23 protein-coding genes are annotated in these 21803 nt (G+C 68.9%); 15 read left to right on the top strand and 8 right to left on the bottom strand.

Annotated features, from left to right (window positions below):
* Nucleotides 1-37 precede the first annotated feature (37 nt).
* Nucleotides 38-2305, top strand: coding sequence for an ATP-dependent RecD-like DNA helicase (locus tag ACH34Q_RS20030; protein ID WP_395984493.1), 2268 nt, complete (start codon nt 38-40; stop codon nt 2303-2305).
* On the opposite strand, the gene ACH34Q_RS20025 is transcribed toward ACH34Q_RS20030, so the two are convergent.
* A complete protein-coding gene (locus tag ACH34Q_RS20025) occupies nt 2240-3772 on the bottom strand; it encodes an ABC transporter substrate-binding protein (RefSeq protein ID WP_395984492.1) in 1533 nt (510 codons plus the stop codon). The genes ACH34Q_RS20030 and ACH34Q_RS20025 overlap by 66 nt on opposite strands.
* 226 nt (nt 3773-3998) lie before the next feature.
* Between ACH34Q_RS20025 and ACH34Q_RS20020 the strand changes: the two genes are divergently transcribed.
* A complete protein-coding gene (locus tag ACH34Q_RS20020) occupies nt 3999-5480 on the top strand; it encodes an LVIVD repeat-containing protein (protein ID WP_395984491.1) in 1482 nt (493 codons plus the stop codon).
* Between the two features lie 10 nt (nt 5481-5490).
* On the top strand, nt 5491-6600 hold the full coding sequence (locus ACH34Q_RS20015; RefSeq protein ID WP_395984490.1) for a M14 family zinc carboxypeptidase: 1110 nt from the start codon (nt 5491-5493) through the stop codon (nt 6598-6600).
* A 32-nt stretch (nt 6601-6632) separates the two neighbouring features.
* Here the strand turns inward: ACH34Q_RS20015 and ACH34Q_RS20010 are convergent, their stop codons facing one another.
* Entirely contained in the window at nt 6633-7175 is a 543-nt protein-coding gene (locus tag ACH34Q_RS20010; RefSeq protein ID WP_395984489.1) for a CGNR zinc finger domain-containing protein, read from the bottom strand.
* A gap of 168 nt (nt 7176-7343) precedes the next feature.
* On the opposite strand from ACH34Q_RS20010, the gene ACH34Q_RS20005 reads away from it, so the two are divergent.
* Nucleotides 7344-8867, top strand: coding sequence for an Nramp family divalent metal transporter (locus ACH34Q_RS20005; protein WP_395984488.1), 1524 nt, complete (start codon nt 7344-7346; stop codon nt 8865-8867).
* A gap of 48 nt (nt 8868-8915) precedes the next feature.
* Here ACH34Q_RS20005 and ACH34Q_RS20000 read toward each other — a convergent pair whose 3' ends face one another.
* Entirely contained in the window at nt 8916-10322 is a 1407-nt protein-coding gene (locus tag ACH34Q_RS20000) for a hypothetical protein (RefSeq protein WP_395984530.1), read from the bottom strand.
* Between the two features lie 100 nt (nt 10323-10422).
* Between ACH34Q_RS20000 and ACH34Q_RS19995 the strand changes: the two genes are divergently transcribed.
* Nucleotides 10423-11571 (top strand): amidohydrolase family protein, encoded by a 1149-nt coding sequence (locus ACH34Q_RS19995; protein ID WP_395984487.1) that lies wholly within the window; start codon nt 10423-10425, stop codon nt 11569-11571.
* A 7-nt stretch (nt 11572-11578) separates the two neighbouring features.
* Here the strand turns inward: ACH34Q_RS19995 and ACH34Q_RS19990 are convergent, their stop codons facing one another.
* The gene (locus tag ACH34Q_RS19990; RefSeq protein WP_395984486.1) at nt 11579-12193 is read right to left on the bottom strand and encodes a DUF2867 domain-containing protein; all 615 of its coding nucleotides are present in this window, start codon (nt 12191-12193) and stop codon (nt 11579-11581) included.
* Nucleotides 12194-12319: 126 nt separating this feature from the next.
* On the opposite strand from ACH34Q_RS19990, the gene ACH34Q_RS19985 reads away from it, so the two are divergent.
* A complete protein-coding gene (locus ACH34Q_RS19985) occupies nt 12320-12898 on the top strand; it encodes a TetR/AcrR family transcriptional regulator (RefSeq protein WP_395984485.1) in 579 nt (192 codons plus the stop codon).
* Between the two features lie 176 nt (nt 12899-13074).
* Here ACH34Q_RS19985 and ACH34Q_RS19980 read toward each other — a convergent pair whose 3' ends face one another.
* Nucleotides 13075-13503 (bottom strand): acyl-CoA thioesterase, encoded by a 429-nt coding sequence (locus ACH34Q_RS19980; RefSeq protein WP_395984484.1) that lies wholly within the window; start codon nt 13501-13503, stop codon nt 13075-13077.
* 109 nt (nt 13504-13612) lie between these two features.
* Here ACH34Q_RS19980 and ACH34Q_RS19975 point away from each other — a divergent pair, with 109 nt between their 5' ends.
* The 4 genes from ACH34Q_RS19975 (at nt 13613) to ACH34Q_RS19960 (ending at nt 15538) form a co-directional block, all read left to right on the top strand.
* Nucleotides 13613-13966: a hypothetical protein gene (locus ACH34Q_RS19975; RefSeq protein WP_395984483.1), complete on the top strand. Its 354-nt coding sequence runs from the start codon at nt 13613-13615 to the stop codon at nt 13964-13966.
* 128 nt (nt 13967-14094) lie between these two features.
* Entirely contained in the window at nt 14095-14856 is a 762-nt protein-coding gene (locus tag ACH34Q_RS19970) for an ArsR/SmtB family transcription factor (RefSeq protein ID WP_395984482.1), read from the top strand.
* The gene (locus tag ACH34Q_RS19965; protein WP_395984481.1) at nt 14853-15167 is read left to right on the top strand and encodes a DUF1905 domain-containing protein; all 315 of its coding nucleotides are present in this window, start codon (nt 14853-14855) and stop codon (nt 15165-15167) included. The genes ACH34Q_RS19970 and ACH34Q_RS19965 overlap by 4 nt, the downstream gene beginning before the upstream one ends.
* Nucleotides 15164-15538, top strand: a complete 375-nt coding sequence (locus ACH34Q_RS19960) for a VOC family protein (RefSeq protein WP_395984480.1) — start codon at nt 15164-15166, stop codon at nt 15536-15538. Before ACH34Q_RS19965 ends, ACH34Q_RS19960 begins: the two co-directional genes overlap by 4 nt.
* A 152-nt stretch (nt 15539-15690) precedes the next feature.
* Here the strand turns inward: ACH34Q_RS19960 and ACH34Q_RS19955 are convergent, their stop codons facing one another.
* Nucleotides 15691-16317: a hypothetical protein gene (locus tag ACH34Q_RS19955; protein ID WP_395984479.1), complete on the bottom strand. Its 627-nt coding sequence runs from the start codon at nt 16315-16317 to the stop codon at nt 15691-15693.
* Between the two features lie 198 nt (nt 16318-16515).
* Here ACH34Q_RS19955 and ACH34Q_RS19950 point away from each other — a divergent pair, with 198 nt between their 5' ends.
* Complete coding sequence (locus tag ACH34Q_RS19950; protein WP_395984478.1) at nt 16516-17061, top strand: YciI family protein; 546 nt, start codon at nt 16516-16518, stop codon at nt 17059-17061.
* A gap of 99 nt (nt 17062-17160) precedes the next feature.
* Here ACH34Q_RS19950 and ACH34Q_RS19945 read toward each other — a convergent pair whose 3' ends face one another.
* Nucleotides 17161-18000, bottom strand: coding sequence for an alpha/beta fold hydrolase (locus ACH34Q_RS19945; RefSeq protein ID WP_395984477.1), 840 nt, complete (start codon nt 17998-18000; stop codon nt 17161-17163).
* A 691-nt stretch (nt 18001-18691) separates the two neighbouring features.
* Nucleotides 18692-19114 (bottom strand): ATP-binding protein, encoded by a 423-nt coding sequence (locus tag ACH34Q_RS19940; RefSeq protein ID WP_395984476.1) that lies wholly within the window; start codon nt 19112-19114, stop codon nt 18692-18694.
* A gap of 372 nt (nt 19115-19486) precedes the next feature.
* Between ACH34Q_RS19940 and ACH34Q_RS19935 the strand changes: the two genes are divergently transcribed.
* The 4 genes from ACH34Q_RS19935 to ACH34Q_RS19920 all read left to right on the top strand — a co-directional run bounded on the left by ACH34Q_RS19935 (nt 19487) and on the right by ACH34Q_RS19920 (nt 21733).
* Entirely contained in the window at nt 19487-20368 is an 882-nt protein-coding gene (locus ACH34Q_RS19935; protein ID WP_395984475.1) for a helix-turn-helix domain-containing protein, read from the top strand.
* On the top strand, nt 20365-20553 hold the full coding sequence (locus ACH34Q_RS19930; protein ID WP_395984474.1) for a DUF397 domain-containing protein: 189 nt from the start codon (nt 20365-20367) through the stop codon (nt 20551-20553). The genes ACH34Q_RS19935 and ACH34Q_RS19930 overlap by 4 nt, the downstream gene beginning before the upstream one ends.
* A gap of 75 nt (nt 20554-20628) precedes the next feature.
* Complete coding sequence (locus tag ACH34Q_RS19925) at nt 20629-20838, top strand: DUF397 domain-containing protein (RefSeq protein ID WP_395984473.1); 210 nt, start codon at nt 20629-20631, stop codon at nt 20836-20838.
* A 118-nt stretch (nt 20839-20956) separates the two neighbouring features.
* Complete coding sequence (locus ACH34Q_RS19920; protein ID WP_395984472.1) at nt 20957-21733, top strand: alpha/beta fold hydrolase; 777 nt, start codon at nt 20957-20959, stop codon at nt 21731-21733.
* Nucleotides 21734-21803: the final 70 nt, after the last annotated feature.

Genomic DNA, 21803 nt, shown 5'->3' with positions numbered 1-21803 from the left:
GGACGGCGTGCGTACAATCGCTCGGCATGGAACGGCGATGCCTGTGACGGGGCCTGGCCCGGTCGTGCTGGAGGCGGTCCTCGAGCGGGTCACCTATGCGAACGAGGACACCGGCTACACCGTCGCGAGGGTGGCGACGGACCGGACCGGTCCCGATCTGCTGACGGTGGTGGGGGCGCTGCTCGGGGCCCAAGTGGGCGAGAGCCTGCGGCTGACCGGGCGGTGGCGGTCGCATGCCAAGTACGGGCGCCAGTTCGAGGTGGAGTCCTACACGACCGTGCTGCCGGCCACGGTGCAGGGCATCCGCCGGTACCTCGGATCCGGGATGATCAAGGGGATCGGGCCGGTGATGGCCGACCGGATGGTGTCCCACTTCGGTACGGACATCCTGCGGATCATCGAGGAGGAGCCGGGGCGGCTGGTCGAGGTGCAGGGGCTCGGGCCCAAGCGCACCAAGCGGATCGGGGACGCCTGGGAGGAGCAGAAGGCCATCAAGGAGGTGATGGTCTTCCTGCAGGGGGTCGGTGTCTCGACGTCCCTGGCCGTACGGATCTACAAGCACTACGGGGACGCGTCGGTCGACACCGTACGGCGCGAGCCGTACCGCCTGGCCGCCGATGTGTGGGGGATCGGCTTCAAGACGGCCGACACCATCGCGCAGGCCGTCGGCATCCCGCATGACAGCCCGGAACGCATCAAGGCGGGGTTGCAGTACACGTTGTCGGAGGCCGCCGATGATGGGCACTGTTTCCTGCCCGAGCCCAATCTCGTCACGGCGGCGGAGAAGATCCTGGAGGTCGGCCGGGAGCTGATCGGTCCGGCGCTGGAAGAGCTCGTACGGGAGGAGGGTGTCGTCAGGGAGGCGGTTCCCGGTGGTGAGGGCGTTACCGTTCCGGCCATTTACCTGGTGCCCTTCCATAGGGCGGAACGTTCGCTCGCCTATGGGCTGCGCGACCTTTTGCAAGCGGGCCACGACCGGCTGAAGGCGTTCGCCGATGTCGACTGGGACAAGGCCCTGGGGTGGCTGCGCGAAAGGACCGGCACCGATCTGGCTCCCGAGCAGGAGGAGGCGGTCAGGCTGGCCCTGACCTCCAAGGTGGCGGTGCTGACCGGCGGGCCCGGCTGCGGCAAGAGCTTCACCGTCCGGTCCATCGTGGCGCTGGCCGCGGCGAAGAAGGCCAGGATCGTGCTGGTGGCGCCCACCGGGCGGGCGGCCAAGCGGCTGGCGGAGCTGACCGGGCACGAGGCCGCGACCGTGCACCGGCTGCTGCAGTTGCAGCCGGGCGGGGACGCCACGTTCGATCTCGACCAGCCGCTGGACGCCGATCTGGTGGTGGTCGACGAAAGCTCGATGGTCGATCTCGTCCTGGCGAACAAGCTGGTCAAGGCGGTGCCGCGCGGTGCGCACCTGCTGCTGGTGGGCGATGTCGACCAGCTGCCCTCGGTCGGGGCGGGGGAGGTGCTGGCCGATCTGCTGGCGGCCGGGGCGGTCCCCCGGGTCCGGCTGACGAGGATCTTCCGGCAGGCGCAGGAGTCTGGCATCGTGGTGAACGCGCACCGCGTCAATTCCGGTGAGCACCCGCATACCAAGGGCTATCCCGATTTCTTCCTGTTCCCGTGCGACGAGCCGGAGCCCACGGCGGAATTGACGGTGGACGTGGTCGCCGAACGCATTCCGCGCAAGTTCGGCATCGATCCGCGCCGCGACGTCCAGGTGCTGACGCCGATGCACCGGGGGCCCGCCGGGGCCGGTGCCTTGAACGGGCTACTGCAAGAGGCGCTCACGCCACATCTGGAGGGCCGCCCTGAACGGCGGTACGGCGGCCGTGTCTTCCGCGTGGGCGACAAGGTCACCCAGCTCCGCAACAACTACGACAAGGGCGAGGCGGGCGTTTTCAACGGCACCGTGGGGGTCGTGACGTCGGTTTCCTTGGAGGAGCACTCCCTGACGGTGCGGACCGACGAGGACGAGACCATCGACTACGCGTTCGACGAGCTGGACGAGCTCACGCACGCGTACGCCATCACGATCCACCGCTCGCAGGGCAGCGAGTATCCGGCCGTGGTCATCCCGCTCACCACGAGCTCGTGGATGATGCTGCGCCGCAACCTGCTCTACACGGCGCTCACACGGGCCAAGAAGCTCGTCGTCCTGGTCGGGTCACGCCGTGCGCTGGCCGCCGCCGTACGGACCGCTGGAGCCGGGCGGCGGCATACCGCGCTGTCGCACCGGCTGGAGTCAGCCCTTGAGGGCCAGCCGGTCCAGGCGGAGGCCGGTGAAGGGGGCGGAGGTCAGGCCGCTTAGGCGTTCGGACCAGACGTAGTGGTCGTGCCCCGACCACAGAGGCATCGCCGCCATGTCGCGCAGCAGGGCCGACTCGGCCAGGCGCGCCGGGGTCACGCCGGTTTCCGGTGTCGGGGCGCTTTCGGCTTGGGTGAGCAGTCCGGAGACGTAGTCGTCCTCGTATCCGGTACGCGCTTCTAGGAGGGGACGTAGGGCCGCCACCGGGACGGGGTACGCAGCGGTGGTGTGCATTACGAACGGGCCGTCCACCCTGCGTTCGTCCAAGGCCGCCTGGAGTTCGGCGGGGGTTACCGGCTGCGGCTGTACGTCGAGGGTCAGCACCTTGCGCAGCTGGTCCGCCAGGGCCTCCACCCAAGCGGAATCGGCCTTGGCATGCCACAGGGTGAGCGTTCCCTTGAAACCGCCCGCGTCGTCCAGGGCGGAGGTCGCGGCGCGGGCGTCGTGCAGGCACAGGCGGCACGGGCCCTCGCGGCGGCCGAACCGGACCCCGGGCGGCACCAGGGAATTGGCCGGGGTCGCCTGATGGCCCAGGGCGCCTTCGGCGATCGCGTTGCGGTCGATGGCCATGGACAGGGCCTGCCGGACGGCGGGCGTGAAGCGTTCCTCCCAGGACGGGAACGCCAGGTGGGTCATCGTCCGCCCGGCCACGGTGAGGTGCCGGTCGCGGAACTCGCTGTCCATCGTCTCGTGCCGGCCGGGCGGGACGGCCGTCGCCACGTCCAGGTCTTCCAGTTCCACGGCGGCGTACTGTTTCGCCGCGTCAGGCATGGCCTTCACCGCGATGCTACGGGCGCCGGGGCCGCTGCCGGGCCTTTCCAGGACGGTCTCCTTGGGGCCGTGCGCGGCCACCCGGAGCGGTCCGTTCCCTATGGGGCGACGTCCGTACGACGCCCAATCCCGCGATCGGAGCACGCTTTCGGGCATCGGCAGGAACGCGGGGTCGCCCAGCAGGGACGGGAAGCCGTTGAGCGGACGGTCCAAGGTGACCTCGAACGTACGGTCGTCCGTCACCTTGAGGCCCTCGACGCCGTCCGCGCGTACGGCGGCGCCCTTCACACGGGCGACGTCGGCGAACATCGCGGCACCGTGCCAGCCTTCGCGCAGTACCGCCGTCCAAGCGTCCGTGAACGAGCGTGCGGTCACGGAAGTGCCGTCATGGAAGCGCCCCCCTGGGCGCAGTCGTACCGTCCATACGCGCCGGTCCTCGGACGTGACGGACTCGGCGGAGGCCATGACGGGGGAGCCGGTCCGGGGATCGTAGGACACCAGGCCGGTCCAGACGGCACCGGCGATCATCCGGCCGGTCGCGTCCCGGACGTCGCCGGGCACGAGCGTGGCGGCCGGCGCGGCACCGACGGTCAGCCGCGGATCGCCCGGATCCTGCATCGCCTTCATGGCCGCGAGGGGCGCCACGAGCATCGCCACGGCCCCGGTGACCAGGGCGGCGGTCCGCGTGACGCTCTTCAAGACCCCTCCCGACGCCTGCTTCGGCCGACGCCGTGAGCGTAGGGCACCGCCGTCCGGATCCGGAAGGGCACCGGCCGGTCCGGGCGCACCGCAACGCTCTCACCTGGTACGGCGGCGTCTGCTCACAGCGAGACCCCGGTTGTTTTGTGACTCATCGCCCATTGATCACGATTATCCCGCCGTTCACACTTGGCTCGGCGACATCCGCTCAACGTGGAGGCACGCGATGTTCCCGCGCATGACGTTCTCCCGCAGGACGACCCTGAGCAGCCAGCCCCGGCGGTTCCTGTTCGGTACGGTCGCGATCGCGTCGGCGGGGGTGGTGGCGGCGGCCGGGACGGCGTGGGCGTGCCCTCCCGAGCCCGGAAACCAGCGCACGCGGGTGAACGGCGTCGCCCAGGCTCAGGGGGAGGGCCGGGACGGCGGGGCGCACGGCGGCCACGTCAACCGCGACGCGGGCAAGACCTCCGCCCAGGTGTCCGACGCGGTCAAGGGCGTCCGGCAGGTGGGGAACGTGCCCGACGCCAAGGAGTCCACCTCGCTGGTCTTCATGGACTACGGCAAGGGGCGCCACAAGCGCACCATCATGTACGTGAGCGGGCGGTTCGGCCTCAAGGGGTACGACATCACCGCCGATCCGCGCAGCCCCAAGCCGGTGGGCTCCTTCGACCTGCCCGGCTACTGGCAGGGCGAGGACACCGAGGCCGACCACAAGCGGAAGATCATTTACCTGTCGCGCGACCCGCGGGCCTTCGGCGGCACCACCGACACCGGTGAGTCGGGCGTGTACGTCGTCGACGTGTCCAAGCCCGAGAGCCTCAAGCAACTCGCCTACCAGGTCATCCCGGCCGGGCATACGACCTCGTGCATCAACGACTGCCGTTACCTGTGGACGGGTGGTCCCGCCAAGGCGGACTGGATGCCGGCGGACTGGGGCGGCCGTCCCGTATGGGTCACCGACGTGCGCGACCCGCGCAAGCCGAAGGTCTTCCAGGAGCCCATCGACACCGGCCGCAACGACGGCAAGACCGACTACACCCATGACATCCAGGTCGACTCGAGCGGAGTGGCCTGGGCGTCCGGGCGCGGTGGTGTACGCGGCTACCACACCACCGGACGTCACTACGACCCCGTTCAGAAGCGGCACCGTGTGGCGACGGCATGGGATCCCGTGCCCTACGCCGGGGGCGGCATCGACGAGGCCACCACCAACTCCTCGTTCATGCACAACAGCTACCGGGCCGTGGGCCGCACCCGCGACCAGGGGCCCGACCCCCGCAAGTGGGGCAACGGCCAGACGCTCATCGTCACCGAAGAGACCTTCAACGAGGGATGCGCCAACGACGGCCTGCTGGTCATCTCCTCGCTCAAGGGCTCGTACGGCGGCCAGGGCTGGCGTTCCACGCCTGAGAAGCCGTTCCGGTTGCGCACGCTGGGCACATGGAGCGTGGCGGGTCAGGAAGGCAGCCGGAGCGACACGGACGACTGCTCGGCCCACTACTTCGACATCAAGAACGGGATCCTCGCGCAGTCGTACTACACGCAGGGCACCCGGTTCATCGACGTACGCGACCCCACCGACCCGCGCCAGATCGCCTACTTCCGGCCCGACGACGCGCGGGCATGGGCGGCCTACTACCACGGTGACCACATCTACGTGGCCGACCACAGCCGTGGCATCGACATCCTCAAGCCCACCTTCCGTTAGGCGGCCCGTCGTGCGTTCAGTTCCCGCCCGTACGGGGCGCTCCCTCGTCGCGGGCCTCTCCACCCTCGCGCTGTCCGCCGGCGCGCTCACCGGCCCGGTCAGTGCAGCCCCTGCTCCGGCCGCCGTACAACAGGCGGTCGCACAACAAGCCGCCCTGCAGCAAGGCGCCGGTCAGCATGAGGGTGCACGGCTGCACACCAACGCCGAGCTGGCGCGCGCGCTCAAGCACATCGAACGCGCCAGCCACGGCAAGGTGCGCGTGCGTAGCATCGGAACCAGCAACCAAGGGCGGCCGGTCTGGTTCGCCACGCTCGGCACCGGGCCCAAGCGGCTGATGTACGTGACACAGCAGCACGGTGATGAGCCCCTGGGCACCGAATCGGCCCTGCTCGCCCTGCGTACCCTGGGCCTGAAGAACGACCGGGCCTCCCGCGCCCTGCGTTCCAAGGTCACCCTGGGCATCGTCGTACGCGCCAACCCGGACGGCCACCAACTCCAGTGGCGCTACAACTACGACCCCACCGCCGACCCGGAGTACGGGGAGCCCGGTAAGGGCTACGACATGAACCGCTACCACGACCCCGCCATGAGCCCCGAGGACAACCCCGTCCCTGAGGCGGCCGCGATCCAGCGCCGGTTCGCCGCGTTCCGCCCGTCCATCATGGTCGATTACCACATGCAGGGTCGCTACGCCTTCCCGTCACCGGACGGCAGGGAGATCACCACATCCGTCTACTGGCCGTCCAACCCGGGCGTACCCGCCGATGCGCTCAAGAGCTCCAAGCAAGTCGGGGTACGCGTGCACGACGCGTTCACCAAGGCCGGCGCGGTCGTGTCCCAGTACCCGGGTGGCACGTACGAGGGAATCGCGCGCAACGCCTACGGACTGCGCGGGGCCGCATCGGTCCTCGTGGAGCTGAGCGATCTGCCGCCTGAGCGGCAGAACTTCCAGATCCGTACCGCCTACTTCTCGATGGTCGACCTCGCCCGCGCCGCCGCGGCAGGGAAGCTGGAGGGCATCGCCCCAGGACGGGCGGACCAGATCCCGCTACGCGGTCCCGCACTACCTGACGACGGTGCGGCTTCCAAGACGGCCCACGACCACGAGGACGCCGCCTAGGACGCCACCAGGGCAAGGCCCAAGGGCGTCGGCTAGGGCGCGTCCCGCTGGCGGGCGCGGAAGGCGGCGACGTTGGTGCGGTTGGCGCATGCCTCCGAGCAGAAGCGCCGCCGTCCCGCGCGCGAGGTGTCGGCGTAGACGCGGTCGCAGTCCTCGGCCGCGCACACTCCCGTACGGCTCAGGCCATGCCGGCAGACCAGCTCCGACAGGTTCATCAGCGTCGTCGCACGGAAACGGTGCGCCAGGTCCGCCGACGGCGGTGCGTAGTGCATGTGCAGGCCCACCGGGTCGTCGTGGTCGGCCAGGTGCGGATGCATGGGGATGCGCAGCAGCAGTTCGTTGAGGAGGCTCACCGCCGTCTCCAGATCGGTCGCCTCGAAGAACGGCCGGAGCGTACCGCCCCACTCCCGGAACGCCGCGGCCTGATCCGGCTCGAACTGGTGCCAGAAGAAGCCGCACTCGCGCAGCAGCGTGCGGAGCGCGTCGTCCGAGTCGTCCCCGCCCTCGCTGGTGACGGCGTTCACCAGCGCCACCGCCGCGGCCACGCCGTGACTCTTGTATCCGGTGATCTGCATGGTCCCGGCGCTCCCTCCTGTCACTGACATCCTAGTTATGGCCATTACATCGAAGTCCGGCGGACAGGGGTGAGAATCGGCGCTTTCGGGGTCTTGCCGCGAACGTCTCCCTGACGGATCATGCAGTCAGCCGAGGAAGTCGGGGGCCCTTTCAACGGGAGGCGTCCCATGGCCGGTCCCACCCCCGACCAATCACCCGAGCCCTCCGCCACCATGATGCACAAGATCGGGGTCAGCCGCCCCGATCTGCCGATCACCGACCTGCCCACTCCTGAGGAGGTCTTCGGCGTACGCCGGATCGGTCCACGCGAGCTGTTCGTGTACGCGCTCGGCCCGAGCCTCATCGCGCTCGGCATCTCCATCGGCAGCGGTGAATGGCTGCTCGGTCCCCAGGCGGTCGGCCAGTTCGGCTTCGAGGGCGTCGGCTGGGTCATCGTCATATCGGCCGTACTGCAGACGCTCTACAACATCGAGTGCTCGCGGTACGTGCTGGCCACCGGCGAGGTACCGGTCGTCGGCTGGGGCCGGGTACCGCCGGGCTGGTTCCTGTGGGTGCCGCTGTCGGTGTTCATCGTCATCTTCGCGTTCATCGCGGGCGGCTGGGCCGCCTCCGCCGGGCAGGGGGTGTACGCGCTGGTCCACGGCGAGATCCCGGCCAAGGGCGCCGAGGAGCCCCGGATCTGGGCGATCGTCCTGCTGCTCGTGGTCTTCGCCATCACCGCCGCCGCGCGCCGCGTCTCGCGCGCGCTGGAACTGGCCAACTGGCTGATGATCGGCACGATCCTGATCGGGCTCCTGCTGCTGTGCCTGTTCGTGGTGCCGTTCGGGCTGTGGTGGGAGGGCATCAAGGGCTTCGTCACGCCCGCCGCCCCGCCGAAGGGCATCACCGCCACGCAACTGGGCGGCCTGGCCGGCTTCACCGCGCTCGCGTCCGGCCTCAACTGGTACGTGATGGGGCACTACCGGGACAAGGGCTACGGCATGGGCCACCGGGCCGGCTTCATCTCGGGCATGCGCGGGGAGCGCGTCAAGGTGCTCCCCAGCGGGGTGACGTTCCCCGACGACCCGAAGAACCAGGCGCTCTGGAAGCGCTGGTACCGGCTGCTGCTCACCGACATGTGGGGCATCTTCTTCGTCGGCGCGATGATCGGCATGCTGCTGCCGACGATCCTGATGGCCCGCGCGGTCGAGCTGACCGGCACCAAGCCCGAGAAGAGCAACGTGCCGACCTTCGTGGCCAGCGCCCTCGACCAGGAGTACGGCCGCTGGCTCTTCTACGCCGCGCTGGTGCTGGGCGTGCTGATCCTGTTCACCACCCAGCTCGGCATCTTCGAGGCGATGGTCCGGGTCACCACCGACGCCGCGCACGCGACCAGCCCGCGGCTGCGGGCCCTGATGGAGGGCGACCCGCGGCGGTTCTACTACCCGTTCATGCTGGTCCTGCTGGTGGTCATCTCGGTCGTCCTGCACCTGGCGGTGCCGGTCAGCCTGGTGGAGTGGTCGGCGAACATGTCCAACCTGGGCGCGCTGATCTTCCCGTTCATGCTGATGTACCTGAACACCAAGCTGCCGCGCCCGGCCCGGCCACGGCTGTGGCACCACATCATCCTGCTGCTGAACTTCCTGTTCTTCGGCTTCTTCTTCGTCAACTTCGTCGCCGACTTCATCGGCGACCCGCTCGTCACGTTCTGAACGGGATCGAGGTTCTGAACGGGATCGCGCGTCGCCGTTCCGCCGGTGTCAGTGGCGCCGGCGGACGGCGGCGGCGATCCGTTCAGGCGTGGCGCCGGCGAACAGCGCGATCTCGCCGCGCCGTACGACCGCCACGGTGTCGATGACGGCCTCGCCGAACGCCTCGCGCAACACCGCGTCGGCCTCGAAGGCGGCGACCGACTCCTCCAAGGAGGCGGGCAGCGCGCGGATCCCGCGTGCTTCCCGCTCGTCCGCGTCCAGCATGGCCGGATCGACGTCGTTCACCGGGTCGGGCAGTACGGTCCCGGCCTCAAGCCCCGCGTGCCCCGCCGCCAGTAGCGCGGCGAGGGCGAGGTAGGGATTGGCGGCACCGTCGAAGCACTTCACCTCCAGATTGGCGGCCTGGTCGCGCCGCCCTAGCGGACCCTGGACGAAACGCAGGGCGGCCTCCCGGTTCTCCAGCCCCCAGCAGGCGAACGCACCCGCCCAATGGGACGGGATCAGGCGCATATAGCTGGCCACGGACGGCGCCCCTACCGCCAGCAGCGCCGGGAGATGCTCCAGGATGCCGGCAGTGAACGCCTCGCCCTGTCCCGTCATCCCGCACGGGCCGTCCCCACCCGCCATCAGGTTGGACCGCTTCTCGGGCGAGTCCCGGTGCCACAGGCTCAGATGTACGTGCGTGCCGTTCCCCACGGAATCGGCCAGGACCTTGGGGGAGAAGGACGCCGACAGCCCGTAGCGGAAGGACACCGCCCGGATCGTCTCCCTGACCAACACCAGGGTGTCGGCGGCGCCCACCGGGTCCTCATGGGCCACCGACAGCTCGTACTGGCCCGCCGCGTACTCCGGGTGGATCTGCACAACGGAAACGCGACTTCCCTCAAGCGCGCGCATCACGTCGCGCAGGTAGTCGGACAGTTCGGCGATGCGTGTCATTCCGTAGGCGGGCCCAGTGCAAGCCGGGACGAAGTCCTCGCCGTCCCCCTTGGAGACCGCCCATTCGACCTCGAACGCGGTGAGTACCTGCAAGTCCCTGGCCGCCAGCCGGGCCACCTCCCGGCTCAGCAGCCACCGGGCGTCGAGCGAGTGTTCCGTCCCCTCCTGCGTGAACCGTTCGGCGGGAGCCCACGCCCAGCCGGGCATGGCGGCCAGCGGTACGAGGCGTTCGAGATCCGGGTGCAGCCGCAGGTCGCCGATGGGCCCGCCCGCGTAGCGGCCGGAGACGATGGAATCGTCCACCAGGAAGGCGTCGAAGACCGGCGACATGCCGACGCCCCACTCCGCCGCCTCCTCCAGCCGCTTGAACGGCACGGCCTTGGTCCTGGTGATGCCGCTGGTGTCCACCCACGTCAGCGCCACCGCGGTGAGGTCCACGGCCGGAGGGGCGGCGACAAGCGAAGCGGCGGCCTGGCGGCGCCGCGCGCGCTCGCTCTTGTCGAGGCCTTGGACCATCTTCTTCACGGTGAACGCTCCCAACCGGAGGGTTACGGCGGCGGAGGTGCGGTACCGGCATCGTAGGAAGTGGGCAGTGCCGTTGCACGTAGGGGAGCGCATGCTTGAGGAAATAGAGTCGCTGCGGCTGGTCGACCATCACTGCCATGGAGTGCTCGTACGGGAACTCGACAGGGAGGGCCTGGAGGGCAAGCTCACGGAGACGTCGAGCCTCGGCCCCTTGGGAGGGAGCCTGTTCGACACCCGGATCGGCTTCGCGGTGCGGCGCTGGTGCGCTCCCGTACTGGACCTGGAGCCCCACGCCTCTCCAGACGACTACGCGGCGCGCCGCGCCGACCTCGGTGCGACGGAGGTGAGCCGACGCTTTCTCAGTGGCGCCGGCCTGTCCGACCTCTGCGTCGACACCGGTTTCACTCCCGAACCGCTCCTTGAGCCCGCCGAGTTGGGAAACCTGGCCGGGGCAAGGGGGCATCAGGTCGTACGGCTGGAAGACCTCGCCGAGAAGGTGGTCGCCGAAGGTGTGGGCGTCTCCGCGTTCGCGCACGAGATCCGCGCCCGCCTGGACACGTGCGCCGGGGACGCGGTGGGGTTCAAGTCCATCGCCGCCTACCGCGCGGGCCTGCACCTGTCCGGCGAACGGCCCTCGGCGTCCGAGATCAGGGCGGCGGCGGAACGCCTGCACCGCGAGGGCGAGCGCGCTCTCGCGGGTGGCAGCGGTCTCCCGCGCGTCTCGGATGAGACGATGCACCGCTTCCTGGTGTGGTGCGCCGCCGACTACGGCCTGCCGATCCAGTTCCACGTGGGATACGGCGATTCCGATGTCGACATGCACAAGGCCGACCCGCTCCTGCTGACCCCGCTCCTACGGGAACTGGAGCCGACCGGCACGCCCGTCATGCTCCTGCACAACTACCCGTACCACCGGCACGCGGGCTACCTGGCCCAGGTCTTCCAGAACGTTTTCGTGGACGTCAGCCTGGCCACGCACAACGTCGCCCATCGCGCACCGGTCCTCCTGGCCGAACTCCTGGAACTGGCCCCGTTCGGGAAGGTCCTGTACGCGTCGGACGCGTACGCCCTCCCGGAGCTCTACTACCTCGGCGCCCTGTTCTTCCGGAGAGGCCTGGCACACGTACTGGACGAGGGCATCCACGATGGGGCATGGACCCAGGCGGACGCCTCACGCATCGCAGGCCTCATCGCCTCAGGCAATGCGCGCCGCGCCTACGAACTCGGTGTTCCCATCTAACCGGCGGTCACGATCGAGGGCCGGCGGCCTTGGGAACCGGTCGCCCGTGGTCCCGCCAGGCGCGTTCCCACTGGCGGGTCAGCGCCGGGTAGACGATCAGGTAGCGGAACGGTGCGATGAGGCCCATGTAGAACCGCCCGAACCGGCCGTTGTACTTGACCAGGACCGCCATTCGCAGTTCGTGGTCGCCGTCGGCGCCCGGCACCCATCCCAGGTGCATGAGGGTGTGGACGGTCTTGTTCGCCAGTTCGCGTACGGACTCGTCGCCCAGCTCGTACACGGAGCTGAACGGGGTGCCGCCGGAGCCGGAGTCGTCCGCCGTCTCGCTGAGATCGTGCGGCAGGCGGTCGCGCAGCGACGTGACCCGCGTCCCGAGGCCCTTGTCGGGATCGTCCCATCCGAGCAGGGCGCCGAGCTTCCAGCGCACCGCGAACAGGAACCGGACCGGAGGGGGCTGCTTGGCGAACGAGCCGCCCGTCCGCATCGCGGCGAGCATCTCCGGGAAGTCGTCCGGTCCGGCGCCGGGGGTGCGGAACGACCACACGTCCTCGACCCGGAAGTCACGGGCGAACTCGTGGATCCGCCACGGCCGATCGGTATGGGCCGTACGGGGAAGTCTCATGGCCGCTGCCGCCTCTCCTGCGCCGGGACGTGACCTGCCGGCCACGTTGTACGCTTGCGTATAAGACGAGGCTAGACCGGATATACGGTGGCGTATATCCAAGCGACGGGTGAGGTGGAACACATCGTGGGCGCTGCTCGCACACCGCGCGGCAGATGGGTGGAGGAAGGGCTGCGGGCGCTGGCCGACGGCGGTCTGGACGCCATCAGGGTCGAGGCCCTGGCGAAGCGGCTCGGTGTCACCAAGGGCGGCTTCTACGGATATTTCGCCGACCGGGACGCGCTGCTGGAAGCGCTGCTGGACGCCTGGGAGCGGGAGAGCGTCGACGAGGTGATCGACCGGGTCGAGCACGAGGGCGGCGACCCCAAGAGCAAGATCCACCGCGCGGGCATGCTGACCTTCTCCAGCGACCGGCTACTGGCCATCGACCTGGCGGTCCGCGACTGGGCCCGGCGCGACGAGGCGGTCGCCGAGCGCCTGCGGCAGGTGGACGACCGGCGGATGGCCCTGCTGCGCGAGATGATCGGGACCTTCTGCTCCGATCCCGACGAGGTCGAGGCCCGCAGCCTGATCGCCTTCTGTGTGGCGATCGGCCACCACGCCGTGGCCGCCGGCCATGAAGGCCGCACCCGGGCCGAGGTCCTCGCCCGCGCGGCCGACCTCATCCTCAACCGCACCCCGCGCCGCCATGCGCCCGACGGCTAGGACGCGTTTCAAAGCCCCGGCCCACGGGGCTCGCCTGGCGGCTCGCACCGTGACCGTGCCTTGTGTGCGAGCGCGGCATCGCTTCGCGATCTGCCCGGATGAGGCTCGCCTTCGGCTTTGCCTCTCCGGCCAGGTAACGCGCTCGCGCGGTGGCTGAGGCCGCTTTGAAGCACTGCCTAGCTCAGAGCGGCCCGTACCTTCTCCGGCACCGGAACCGTCACGGGCGACTCGCCGGATCCCGGCTCGACGCTGATGAACACGAATTGGGCCGTACCGACGGCCCTGTCACCGACCGACAGGCGGATCGTCACGTCGAACGAGGTCCGCCCCCACCGGGTCACCTCGGGCCGCATCTCCAGGACGTCGCGCATCCTGGCCGGGGCGTCCCACTCGATCGACGCCTTCTTCACCATGTAGTCGAACTGCCCGTCGTAGGCGTCGCCCAGCGCTGCCTGGAGCCACATGTCCATGGTGTCGTCGCAATAGACGAAGTAGTTGGAATTGAACACCACACTCTGCATGTCACAGTCGCTGTAGCGGACCCTGACCTGGTGCGTGAATCCGTCGCCGTGCACTGCCGCGCGCTCGCTCTGCTCATCGGTCACGGACGGAACTCTAGTAAATCCGTCGAATCCAGCACCAAACGGAAATCAGTATGCTCCGACCGTGCGACCTCCCTTGCCTGCTCGGAACCGATCGGCTTGGTGGCGGGCGGTGGTCGTGCTCCCTGTTGGTCTTGCGCCGCTGGCCGGGCTGGCGGCGGACTGGCGCGTTCTGGCCGGGCTGACTGCGGTGATCTGGTTCGTCGCGCTCGGCGTCGCGACGTCCATCACGGGGATGTTCGTCCGTTATGACGTTCGCGTGATCTTCGGTTCCACCTTGGTCGCCATCCTGGCGGGTCAGGTGGCCGCCGGCTCGGGCGGCCGGGTGTGGGTGTGTGTCACGGCGTCGGGGTTTTCCTGCGTCGCAGTCCTGGTCCTTGTCCGGCACCATCGACGGCTCGCCGATGCGCCCGGCGGGACCAAGGGTGACGGGAGTGCGGGTTCTCTGCGGCCCGCCGACGGTTAGTTCTTGAGGCGGCCCCCGCTGAGGTGTGCGGCGTCGGATGGGTCTTCGGTGTTCAGCCCGGCGGCGGGCGACGGCATGGGCCCTGGCTCGATTGACATGAAACCAAATGGTTTCCTATGCTGGGTGGCATGGAACGGGTCTTCAAGGCATTGGCGGATCCGACGCGCCGGGAGCTGCTCGACGAGCTGTTCGGGCGGGACGGGCAGTCGCTGAACGCGTTGGCGAACCGGTTCGCGATGACGAGGGTCGCCGTGGCCAAGCATCTTCGCCTCCTCGAGGAGGCCGGCCTGGTCGTGTCGGAGCGGCGGGGCAGGGAGAAGTTGCACTTCCTGAACCCCGTGCCGATCCGGCTCGTCCACGACCGCTGGGTCAGCAAGTACACCGAGACGTGGGCCGCCGGCCTCGTCGGCCTGAAGCGACATCTGGAGGCACGCGTGGAGAAGGTGTTCGAGATCTTCATTCGCACCACGCCGCAGCGGCTGTGGCAGGCGATCACGGATCCCGAGACGCGGGCGCGGTTCCAGTTCGGCGCGCGCGTCGAATCGGACTGGGCCGCGGGCTCCGCCTACCGGGTCGCCCACGACCGGGCGGGCGGGTTGATCGAGGGCGAGAACATCGAGGTCGACCCGCCCCGGCGGCTCGTGCAGACCTACCACGCCATCTGGGACGACGACGTCGCCGCCCAGGGCACCAGCCGGGTGACCTGGGAGATCGAGCAGGTCGGCGACAGCTGCCGGCTCGTCGTCCGGCACGACCGGCTCGCCGCCGACGCCGACGAGCACCTCTACGGCGGCTGGCCGATGATCCTGTCCGGGCTCAAGACCTGGCTGGAGACCGGTACGCAACTCACCACACCCGGCTCGCTCATGTACGGAGGCGACCCATCATGACCGCACGACACGCCACGCCCGGCACCAGGTCCGGCGTGAAACTGGACACGACGTTCACCGCGACGCTGCGCAAGAGCCCGAGCAAGGGCGGCTGGACCTATGTCGTGATGCCCGGCTCGGCCGAGTTCTTCGGCACCCGCGGCCTGGTGAAGGTCCGGGGCCGCGTCGACGGCGAGCCGTTCCAGGGCTCGTTCATGGCGCTCGGCGACGGCACGCACAAGCTCGCGTTCACCGCCGGCACCCGCGCCCGCATCGGTAAGCAGGCCGGTGACACCGTCACCGTCACCCTCGACGAGCGGATCGCGCGATGACGGCGCCGGCGAGGGTCATCACCGGCATCCGGACCGTGAGCGTGCCCGTCACCGACCAGGACCAGGCGCTGCGGTTCTACGTCGACACGCTCGGCTTCACCGTGCTGCGCGACGAGCCGATCCCGACCGGCCGGTGGATCGAGCTCGCGGCCGGCGATGACGGCGTCATCGTCACCCTGGACCACGCCACCACGGACGTCACCCGCGGCCCGATCATGATCCGGTTCACCACCGACGACGCGGCGGCGGCGCACGCCGCCCTCACCGGCGCCGGCGTCGACACCGACGAGGTCCTCACCTGGCCCGGGGTCCCACCGATGTTCGCCTTCCGTGACCTCGACGGCAACGCCTTCTCCATCACCGAGACCTGACACCACCGATCTCGCACAGGTCCAGGAACATCGGTTCGCCGACCGCGTCGCGGCAGCGCGGTCCCGACCGGCCGACCGGGCCGCCGCACCCTGGCGATCATCACCACGCCAGGGTGCGGCGGTTCACCTCGTTCCCGGACTTCCCGACAGGGTCACATCGCCTGGCGGGTCTGGATCGGTACCCCGGCGTCAGGGTTGTCGGCTTCCTCGTCGACGAACCGCGCGTCGTCTTCGAAGTCGTCGTCTTCGGGGATGTCGGTGGGGATGGCCGACCAGGCGTGGAACAGGGTGGGCGGCCCGCCCCAGGTGGGGGTGGGCACCACCCATTGGTCGTCCAGGACCGCGTTGTTGTAGGTGCCCAGTGCGTAGCCGGGGTAGTCACGCGGCACGATGCCCCAGTAGGTGGCGTCGGTGCCGGGCACCGGTACGAACCGCCAGTGCTGCAGAGGGCTGCCGGTCCTTCCTTCGCGGCTGGTCAGGATGGGGGACAGGGTGGGGATGCTGCCGGCCCCGCTGCCCGGCCGCAGCGTCAGGCAGTGGTCGTTGACCTGGTGCTCGATCAGGTAGACGCTGCCGCCGTCGCGCAGTTCGAGCCGGTACAGCTGCCACTGCGGGGTCTTGTCGGAGGGCAGGGGCCAGTGGTTCTCGTTCTGTACCTCGTCGTTGAGCGTGTTGGTGCTCTGGTTCTGGCTCTGCAGGAACGTGCCCGAGACCTGGTGTACGAGCATGATCGGAGTGCGGGTGGGGGGCTGGCCTGTCACGAGACGTCGCGCGGACATGCAGGTCTCCTTCTGCCTGGGGGTCATGGCACCGAGTGGTGCGATGAGAGTCACTGGTGACCCCCCGATCCATGCCCGAACGTGAACAGACGACTACTCACTGTGTCGGCAGTGGAGGGTCGTGCCCCAGGAACCCCTCTCTGGCCATGGGAAACGCCCGTTTACCCAATGCGTCCACGACGGCGGGAGACTGTGGGCATGGAGTTCCTCTGCTACCACCGCGACCGGCCCGGCTCGATGACGCTGCGCGACGAGCTAGGGGAAGAGCACTGGTCCTATATGGACCGGTATACACAGGAAATGATCGCCCGGGGCCCGACCCTCGACGGCGACACGGCCACCGGCAGCGTGCACATCGTCGACCTGCCCGATGCCGTCGCCGCCCGCGCGTTCGCCTTCGAGGAGCCGAACTACCAGGCCGGGGTGTACCGGGACGTGCTGCTGCGGCGGTGGCGCAACACGCTGGGGCGCACCATGTGGGACTTCCCCGGTGGCCGGACCGGTGGCAACCGCTACCTGGTGCTCGGCTTCGGTACGGGCCGGGCCGCCGATCTGGAAGTGCCGTCCGGCCAGGACGAGTTGATCGCGTACGGGCCGCTGCTGTCCGACGACGGCGCGACCTGGCTGGGCACGGCGGCGCTGGTCAGAGCATCGGACCCGGACACGGCACGCGCCATCTTGACCCCGGACCGGTACGCCGCCATCGAGGTGCACAACTGGCAGTTCGGCGGGCGGTCGTCATGAGTTGAACGGCAAGGCGGTCCGCCGGCCCACGCCCGCAAGAAGACCGCGCCCAGATGGCCCGGACAGCACGATCCGCGAGCGGCGGGACGGAGCGACCGGTCATTCGCGGAGGAACGCCAGAACGGAATCGGTCTGGCCGAGGATCGCGTGCCCGGCTTCCGGCAGGAGGTTCACCCTCGCGTGCGGCATGCACTGTCGCACGCGACGTGCCGTCCCCGCCGAGTCGAACAACACGTCGCGGCTTCCGGCAATGACCAGCACGGGCATGGTCAGTCGGCCCAGCGTGCTGCCGGAGAACAGGGGCACCCGCTCCGTACGCGGCTTGAAGTGCGCGAAGGTCAGCGCCACGGAGTCGAGGACGGGCCGGGCCTCCGGCGTATCCAGGCCCGTGACCGTTCGCGCCGACCGGCGCAGCCCTCCGGGCCCGAAAAGGCGCAGGAGCAGGGCGCCGACCAACCACCCGTTCTTTTGCCGGCCCAGCCCGCCGGGGCACAGCAGCGCCAGGCGGCTCACCCGTTCCGGCCGGCGGGTGGCGTAGTCCAACGCCAGCCAGCCGCCGAGGGAGGTCCCGACGATCGAGGCACTCGTGATCCCGAGTCCGTCCAGCAGATCGTCCAGCCACAGCGCGTGGGCGTCGGAAACCAGCGACGGGCGGGACGGCGCGCTCAAGCCCGGCTCGCCGATGACATCCACGGCGTAGGTACGGAAATGCCGCGCCCAGGAGGCGATGTCTGCCAGCCACGTCGTCGTGTTCGTCCCCGAGCCATGCAGCAGCAGGAGGGGAGGCGCGTCCTCCGGGCCGGAGACGACGACGAAGGTCTCGCCCTCGCGGGTCGGTATCCGTACATGCTCGGCGGGCACCGGCCAGGTGTGCAGCGCTTCCTGGTAATGCCGCCGGATCTCGCTCGCACCGGCCTCGGACTTGTAGATCGTGCTCATGAGCGAGCATCCCTCTCGATGGAGTCGAACAGTGCCGCACAGGCAGCCTGCGAACGGGGAGTCGGGACATCATCGCAGCGCTTTACTTCCCTAAACTTCCCTATAAACGTACACAACAGGGAAGTTTGTAGGAAACCAGGGCCTATAGCTCGCCGCGCTGGTAGGAGCGGTAGTGGTCGATCAGCTGCTCGCTGGGCAGGTCGGGCCAGCGGGTCAGCGCGCCGGTACGGCGGTCGACCAGCAGCAGGTAGCGCTCCCCGCCGGGAACGGACGAGGACGGCCGGGCGATGAAGCACTCCTCCGACTCCTCGATGCTCAGTGCCCCGGCGCCCGGTCCGAAGCCAATGTCGGCCCGCCGCGGCCCGATCCACGGCCACCGGTCGGATCGCGTACGCCGCGAACGCCTCGGACAGGTGCCGCAGCGTCCGGCACTGCCGCGTCCCGCAGGCGCGGCAGACCTCCTGGTCGTACGGGTCGTTCCCGGGCCGGTGCACGGCCAGCACGGCCGTGATCGCCGTCCCGCCCGCCAGCGCCAGCCGCCGCGCGTTCCGCACGAACTCCCGGCTGTAGGGATCGACGTCCAGCACCGCAGCGCCCGCCTCCAGCGCAGCCGGATCGGCGCGCATCGCCGCCGTCATCATCGCGTGCAGATACCGCTGAACCTGGACGTAGGTTTCGCCGACCGAGTACCTCACGCCACCCACTCCCCAGCGAACGTGACGGTGACCTTGCGACCGGACTCATCGCCGTACCAGCCCCACCGGGCAGCGGTACGGGACACGGTGAGCAGCCCGCGCCCGCACTCGTCCAACTCACCGGCATCAACGACGACCGGCTCGCACGGCCCGCCCTGATCGGCGACTCCCAGGACCACGCCACCGCAGCCGCGCAGGACTTCGACGGTGAACGAGCCGCCGTCCTGGCCGGACTTGGTGTGCCGCAGCGCGTTCACCACCAGCTCACCCACCGCGAGCAGCACATCATCGAGAAAGGGACAGCCGGCCAGCAGGCAGCCCACGAACCCGCGCGCCACACGCGCCTGCTCCGTACGGCCGGGAAAGGACCGCCGCCAGTACAGCGGCACCGCGGACTCCGCCACGGGAAGTAGAGCCATGGACATCGGACACCTCGCGTCGAAGATCACCTTGCGGAGCACTCAGGGAAGCACTCCCTCACCAGCACATCGTCACAAGATGTGGCCGTCTGATCACGAGGAACCAGCGACTAGCCCCTCTGGTCAGCTGATTAGCACAAGCGCACTCCGCACACCCCCGCCTCGCACGTCCAGTACGGCTCGTATGGGATCCGAACGTGCGAATCCTGCACGTGCGGATATTTGAAATGCCGCTCGGACCTGCGCCTTTACCGGCAGCATGGCCTGATCCTGCCACTCGATTGCCAGTTCGACTCCACGGTGCATAGTTAGACTATGTACGGAACGTAGTCAGACCATCACTGCTTCGCTTGACGCGCGAGGGAGCCCCCTATGCCCAGCCCGTACGTCCGTCGCCGCAGGCTCGCTACCGAGCTCCGGAAGATCCGCGAAAGTCGCGGCCTCACCACTGATGAGTTGGCCAAGCTCGACTACCAGTCCCGAACGAAGATCACTCGCCTGGAGAACGCCCAGGTCCGACCGGACCTCGCAGAGGTCGTGACCATCCTCGAAATCCTCGAAGTCACGGGTCGTCAGTATGAGAAGCTCTTCCAACTGGCTCGCGATGCGGCTGTGAAGGGCTGGTGGGACCGCTATGGCAGCCCCATGGGGCCACGTCAGCGGCTTGCCGCGGACCTGGAGTCCAGCGCCAAGACCATCCGCAGCTATGACCAGACGGCGTTCCCGGCTCTCTTGCAGACACCAGAGTTCATCAGTGCCCTGGTCAAGCTAGATGAGTCCCAAGGCACGCTCGACTACCGCCCGGAGCGGATGGCAGACGCCCGAGCCCGCCGTCAGAAATGTCTACTGAGCTCGGACGGCCCCATGTACGAAACCGTTCTCGATGAGTGCATGATCCGCCGTCTGGCAGTGCCACCGGCCGTGAAGGCTGCCCAGCTTCGTCATCTGATTGCCTTGGTCGCCGCCGAAGAACGCATCACCGTACGGGTGTTGCCCTGCGATGGGCCCATCCCTGGAGGGTTCCTCCCCAAGGCATCGTTCTACCTCTACGCCTTCCCCGCATCAGCCGACCCGCCATTGGTTGTCGTCGACACCGTGACCACCGACCTCGTGCTTACCGAACGCCAGGAGGTAGCGCGCTATACAGAGGTGTACAACCGCCTTCGGCAGGTGGCTCTCTCTTCGAGAGACAGTCTCACCTTCCTCGGCCGGCTGGCTGATCGACTGACGGATGAGGCAGGATCGGACATATGAATAAGCACTACAGCAAGTGGCGCAAGTCGAGCCACAGCGAGCCAAACGGTCATTGCGTCGAGGTGGCGCACGCGGGCGAAGGCACTGTGGGTGTCCGTGACTCTAAGGACCCGCGCCCCCTTCTGGAGTTCAGTCCGCTGGAGTGGCGTGCTTTCCTTCAAGCCATCCGGGCGAGCCGTTCGTAGTGCTGGGCTGGTCGACGGCATCACTCTCCTCGTGCTGGTGCGTTGACGAGCGTGCGGTAGGGGCAGGTCGGGAGCATGGCGAATTCCCATGCGAGGTGGCGTAAGTCCCGTCACAGCGAACCGAACGGCAAGTGTGTCGAGGCGGCACGGGCAAGTGATGGCACCATCGGCGTTCGTGATTCCAAAGATCCTGGGCCGCTTCTGGAGTTCAGTCCGCGCGAGTGGCGTGCCTTCGTACGGGGCCAGGGCCTGTTGCACAGTGACGAGGACGGCGGGGCGGCTTAGCGGCCGCTTTCGTGGGGATGGCGGTCACTGCTGTTGCTGATCGGACGAGAGGGTGACCGTGGACTGGAGGCTGGGCGAAGAGTTCCAGACGCCTGACGGGGTTGTGCGGTGGGCGGCCATGGGCAGTGGCGATCCGGTCGTGCTCGTACACGGCACCCCGTACTCGTCATTTCTGTGGCGGGACATCGCGCCAGCGCTCGCTCTGACCCGCAGGGTCTTCGTCTTCGACCATCTGGGGTTCGGCCAGTCGGACCAGCGCGAAGGCCAGGACCTCAGCCTGGCCGCTCATGCCAGGAACTTCAGCCGGCTCCTTGAGCACTGGGGCTTGTCGCGCCCCAGCGTCGTCGCCCACGACATCGGCGGAGCGGTCACGCTCCGGACACTGCTCCTGGAAGGGGCGGGCTTCGGGGATCTCACCCTGTTCGATGTGGTGAGCGGCGGCCAGTGGGAGAGGGGGCTGTTCCAGCTCATCCTGCAGCAGGCGGAGGTCTTCGACCGGCTTCCCAATTACGCGCACGAGGCGCTGGTGGCCAGCCATCTCCGCCACGCCACGCATGTCGGCTTCCGGCCAGGGGTCCTTGATGCGTTCCTGGCGCCGTGGCGGGGCGTCGAGGGGCAGGCCGCGTTCTACCGCCAGTACAGCCAGATCAAGGAGGTGGACACGGCCGAGTACGAGCATCTGCTGGGCGAGATCTCGCTGCCGGTACGCCTCATCTGGGGCCGCGAGGACCGCATCCTGCCCCCGCAGTATGCCGAGTGGCTGCACGGGAAGATCCTGCACGCCGAACTTCACTGGATCGAGGGAGCCGGTCACCTTCTCCAGGAGGACGCACCCGCGCAGCTGATTGCCCACCTCACCGCGAAGCTCGCGGCACCAGAACGAACAGGCCGGTGACGCCCAGCTTCCGGCGAGGCGGTAATCCGTTCTGGGACGGGCGGTCGGCGGTCTTTTAGCGGACGGTTTG

This window comes from Actinomadura sp. 9N407 (genome assembly GCF_044326315.1).
Lineage (GTDB): Bacteria > Actinomycetota > Actinomycetes > Streptosporangiales > Streptosporangiaceae > Spirillospora.
Note: the sequence above shows the minus strand (reverse complement) of the source record. Positions and strands in the feature narration are given on the sequence as shown.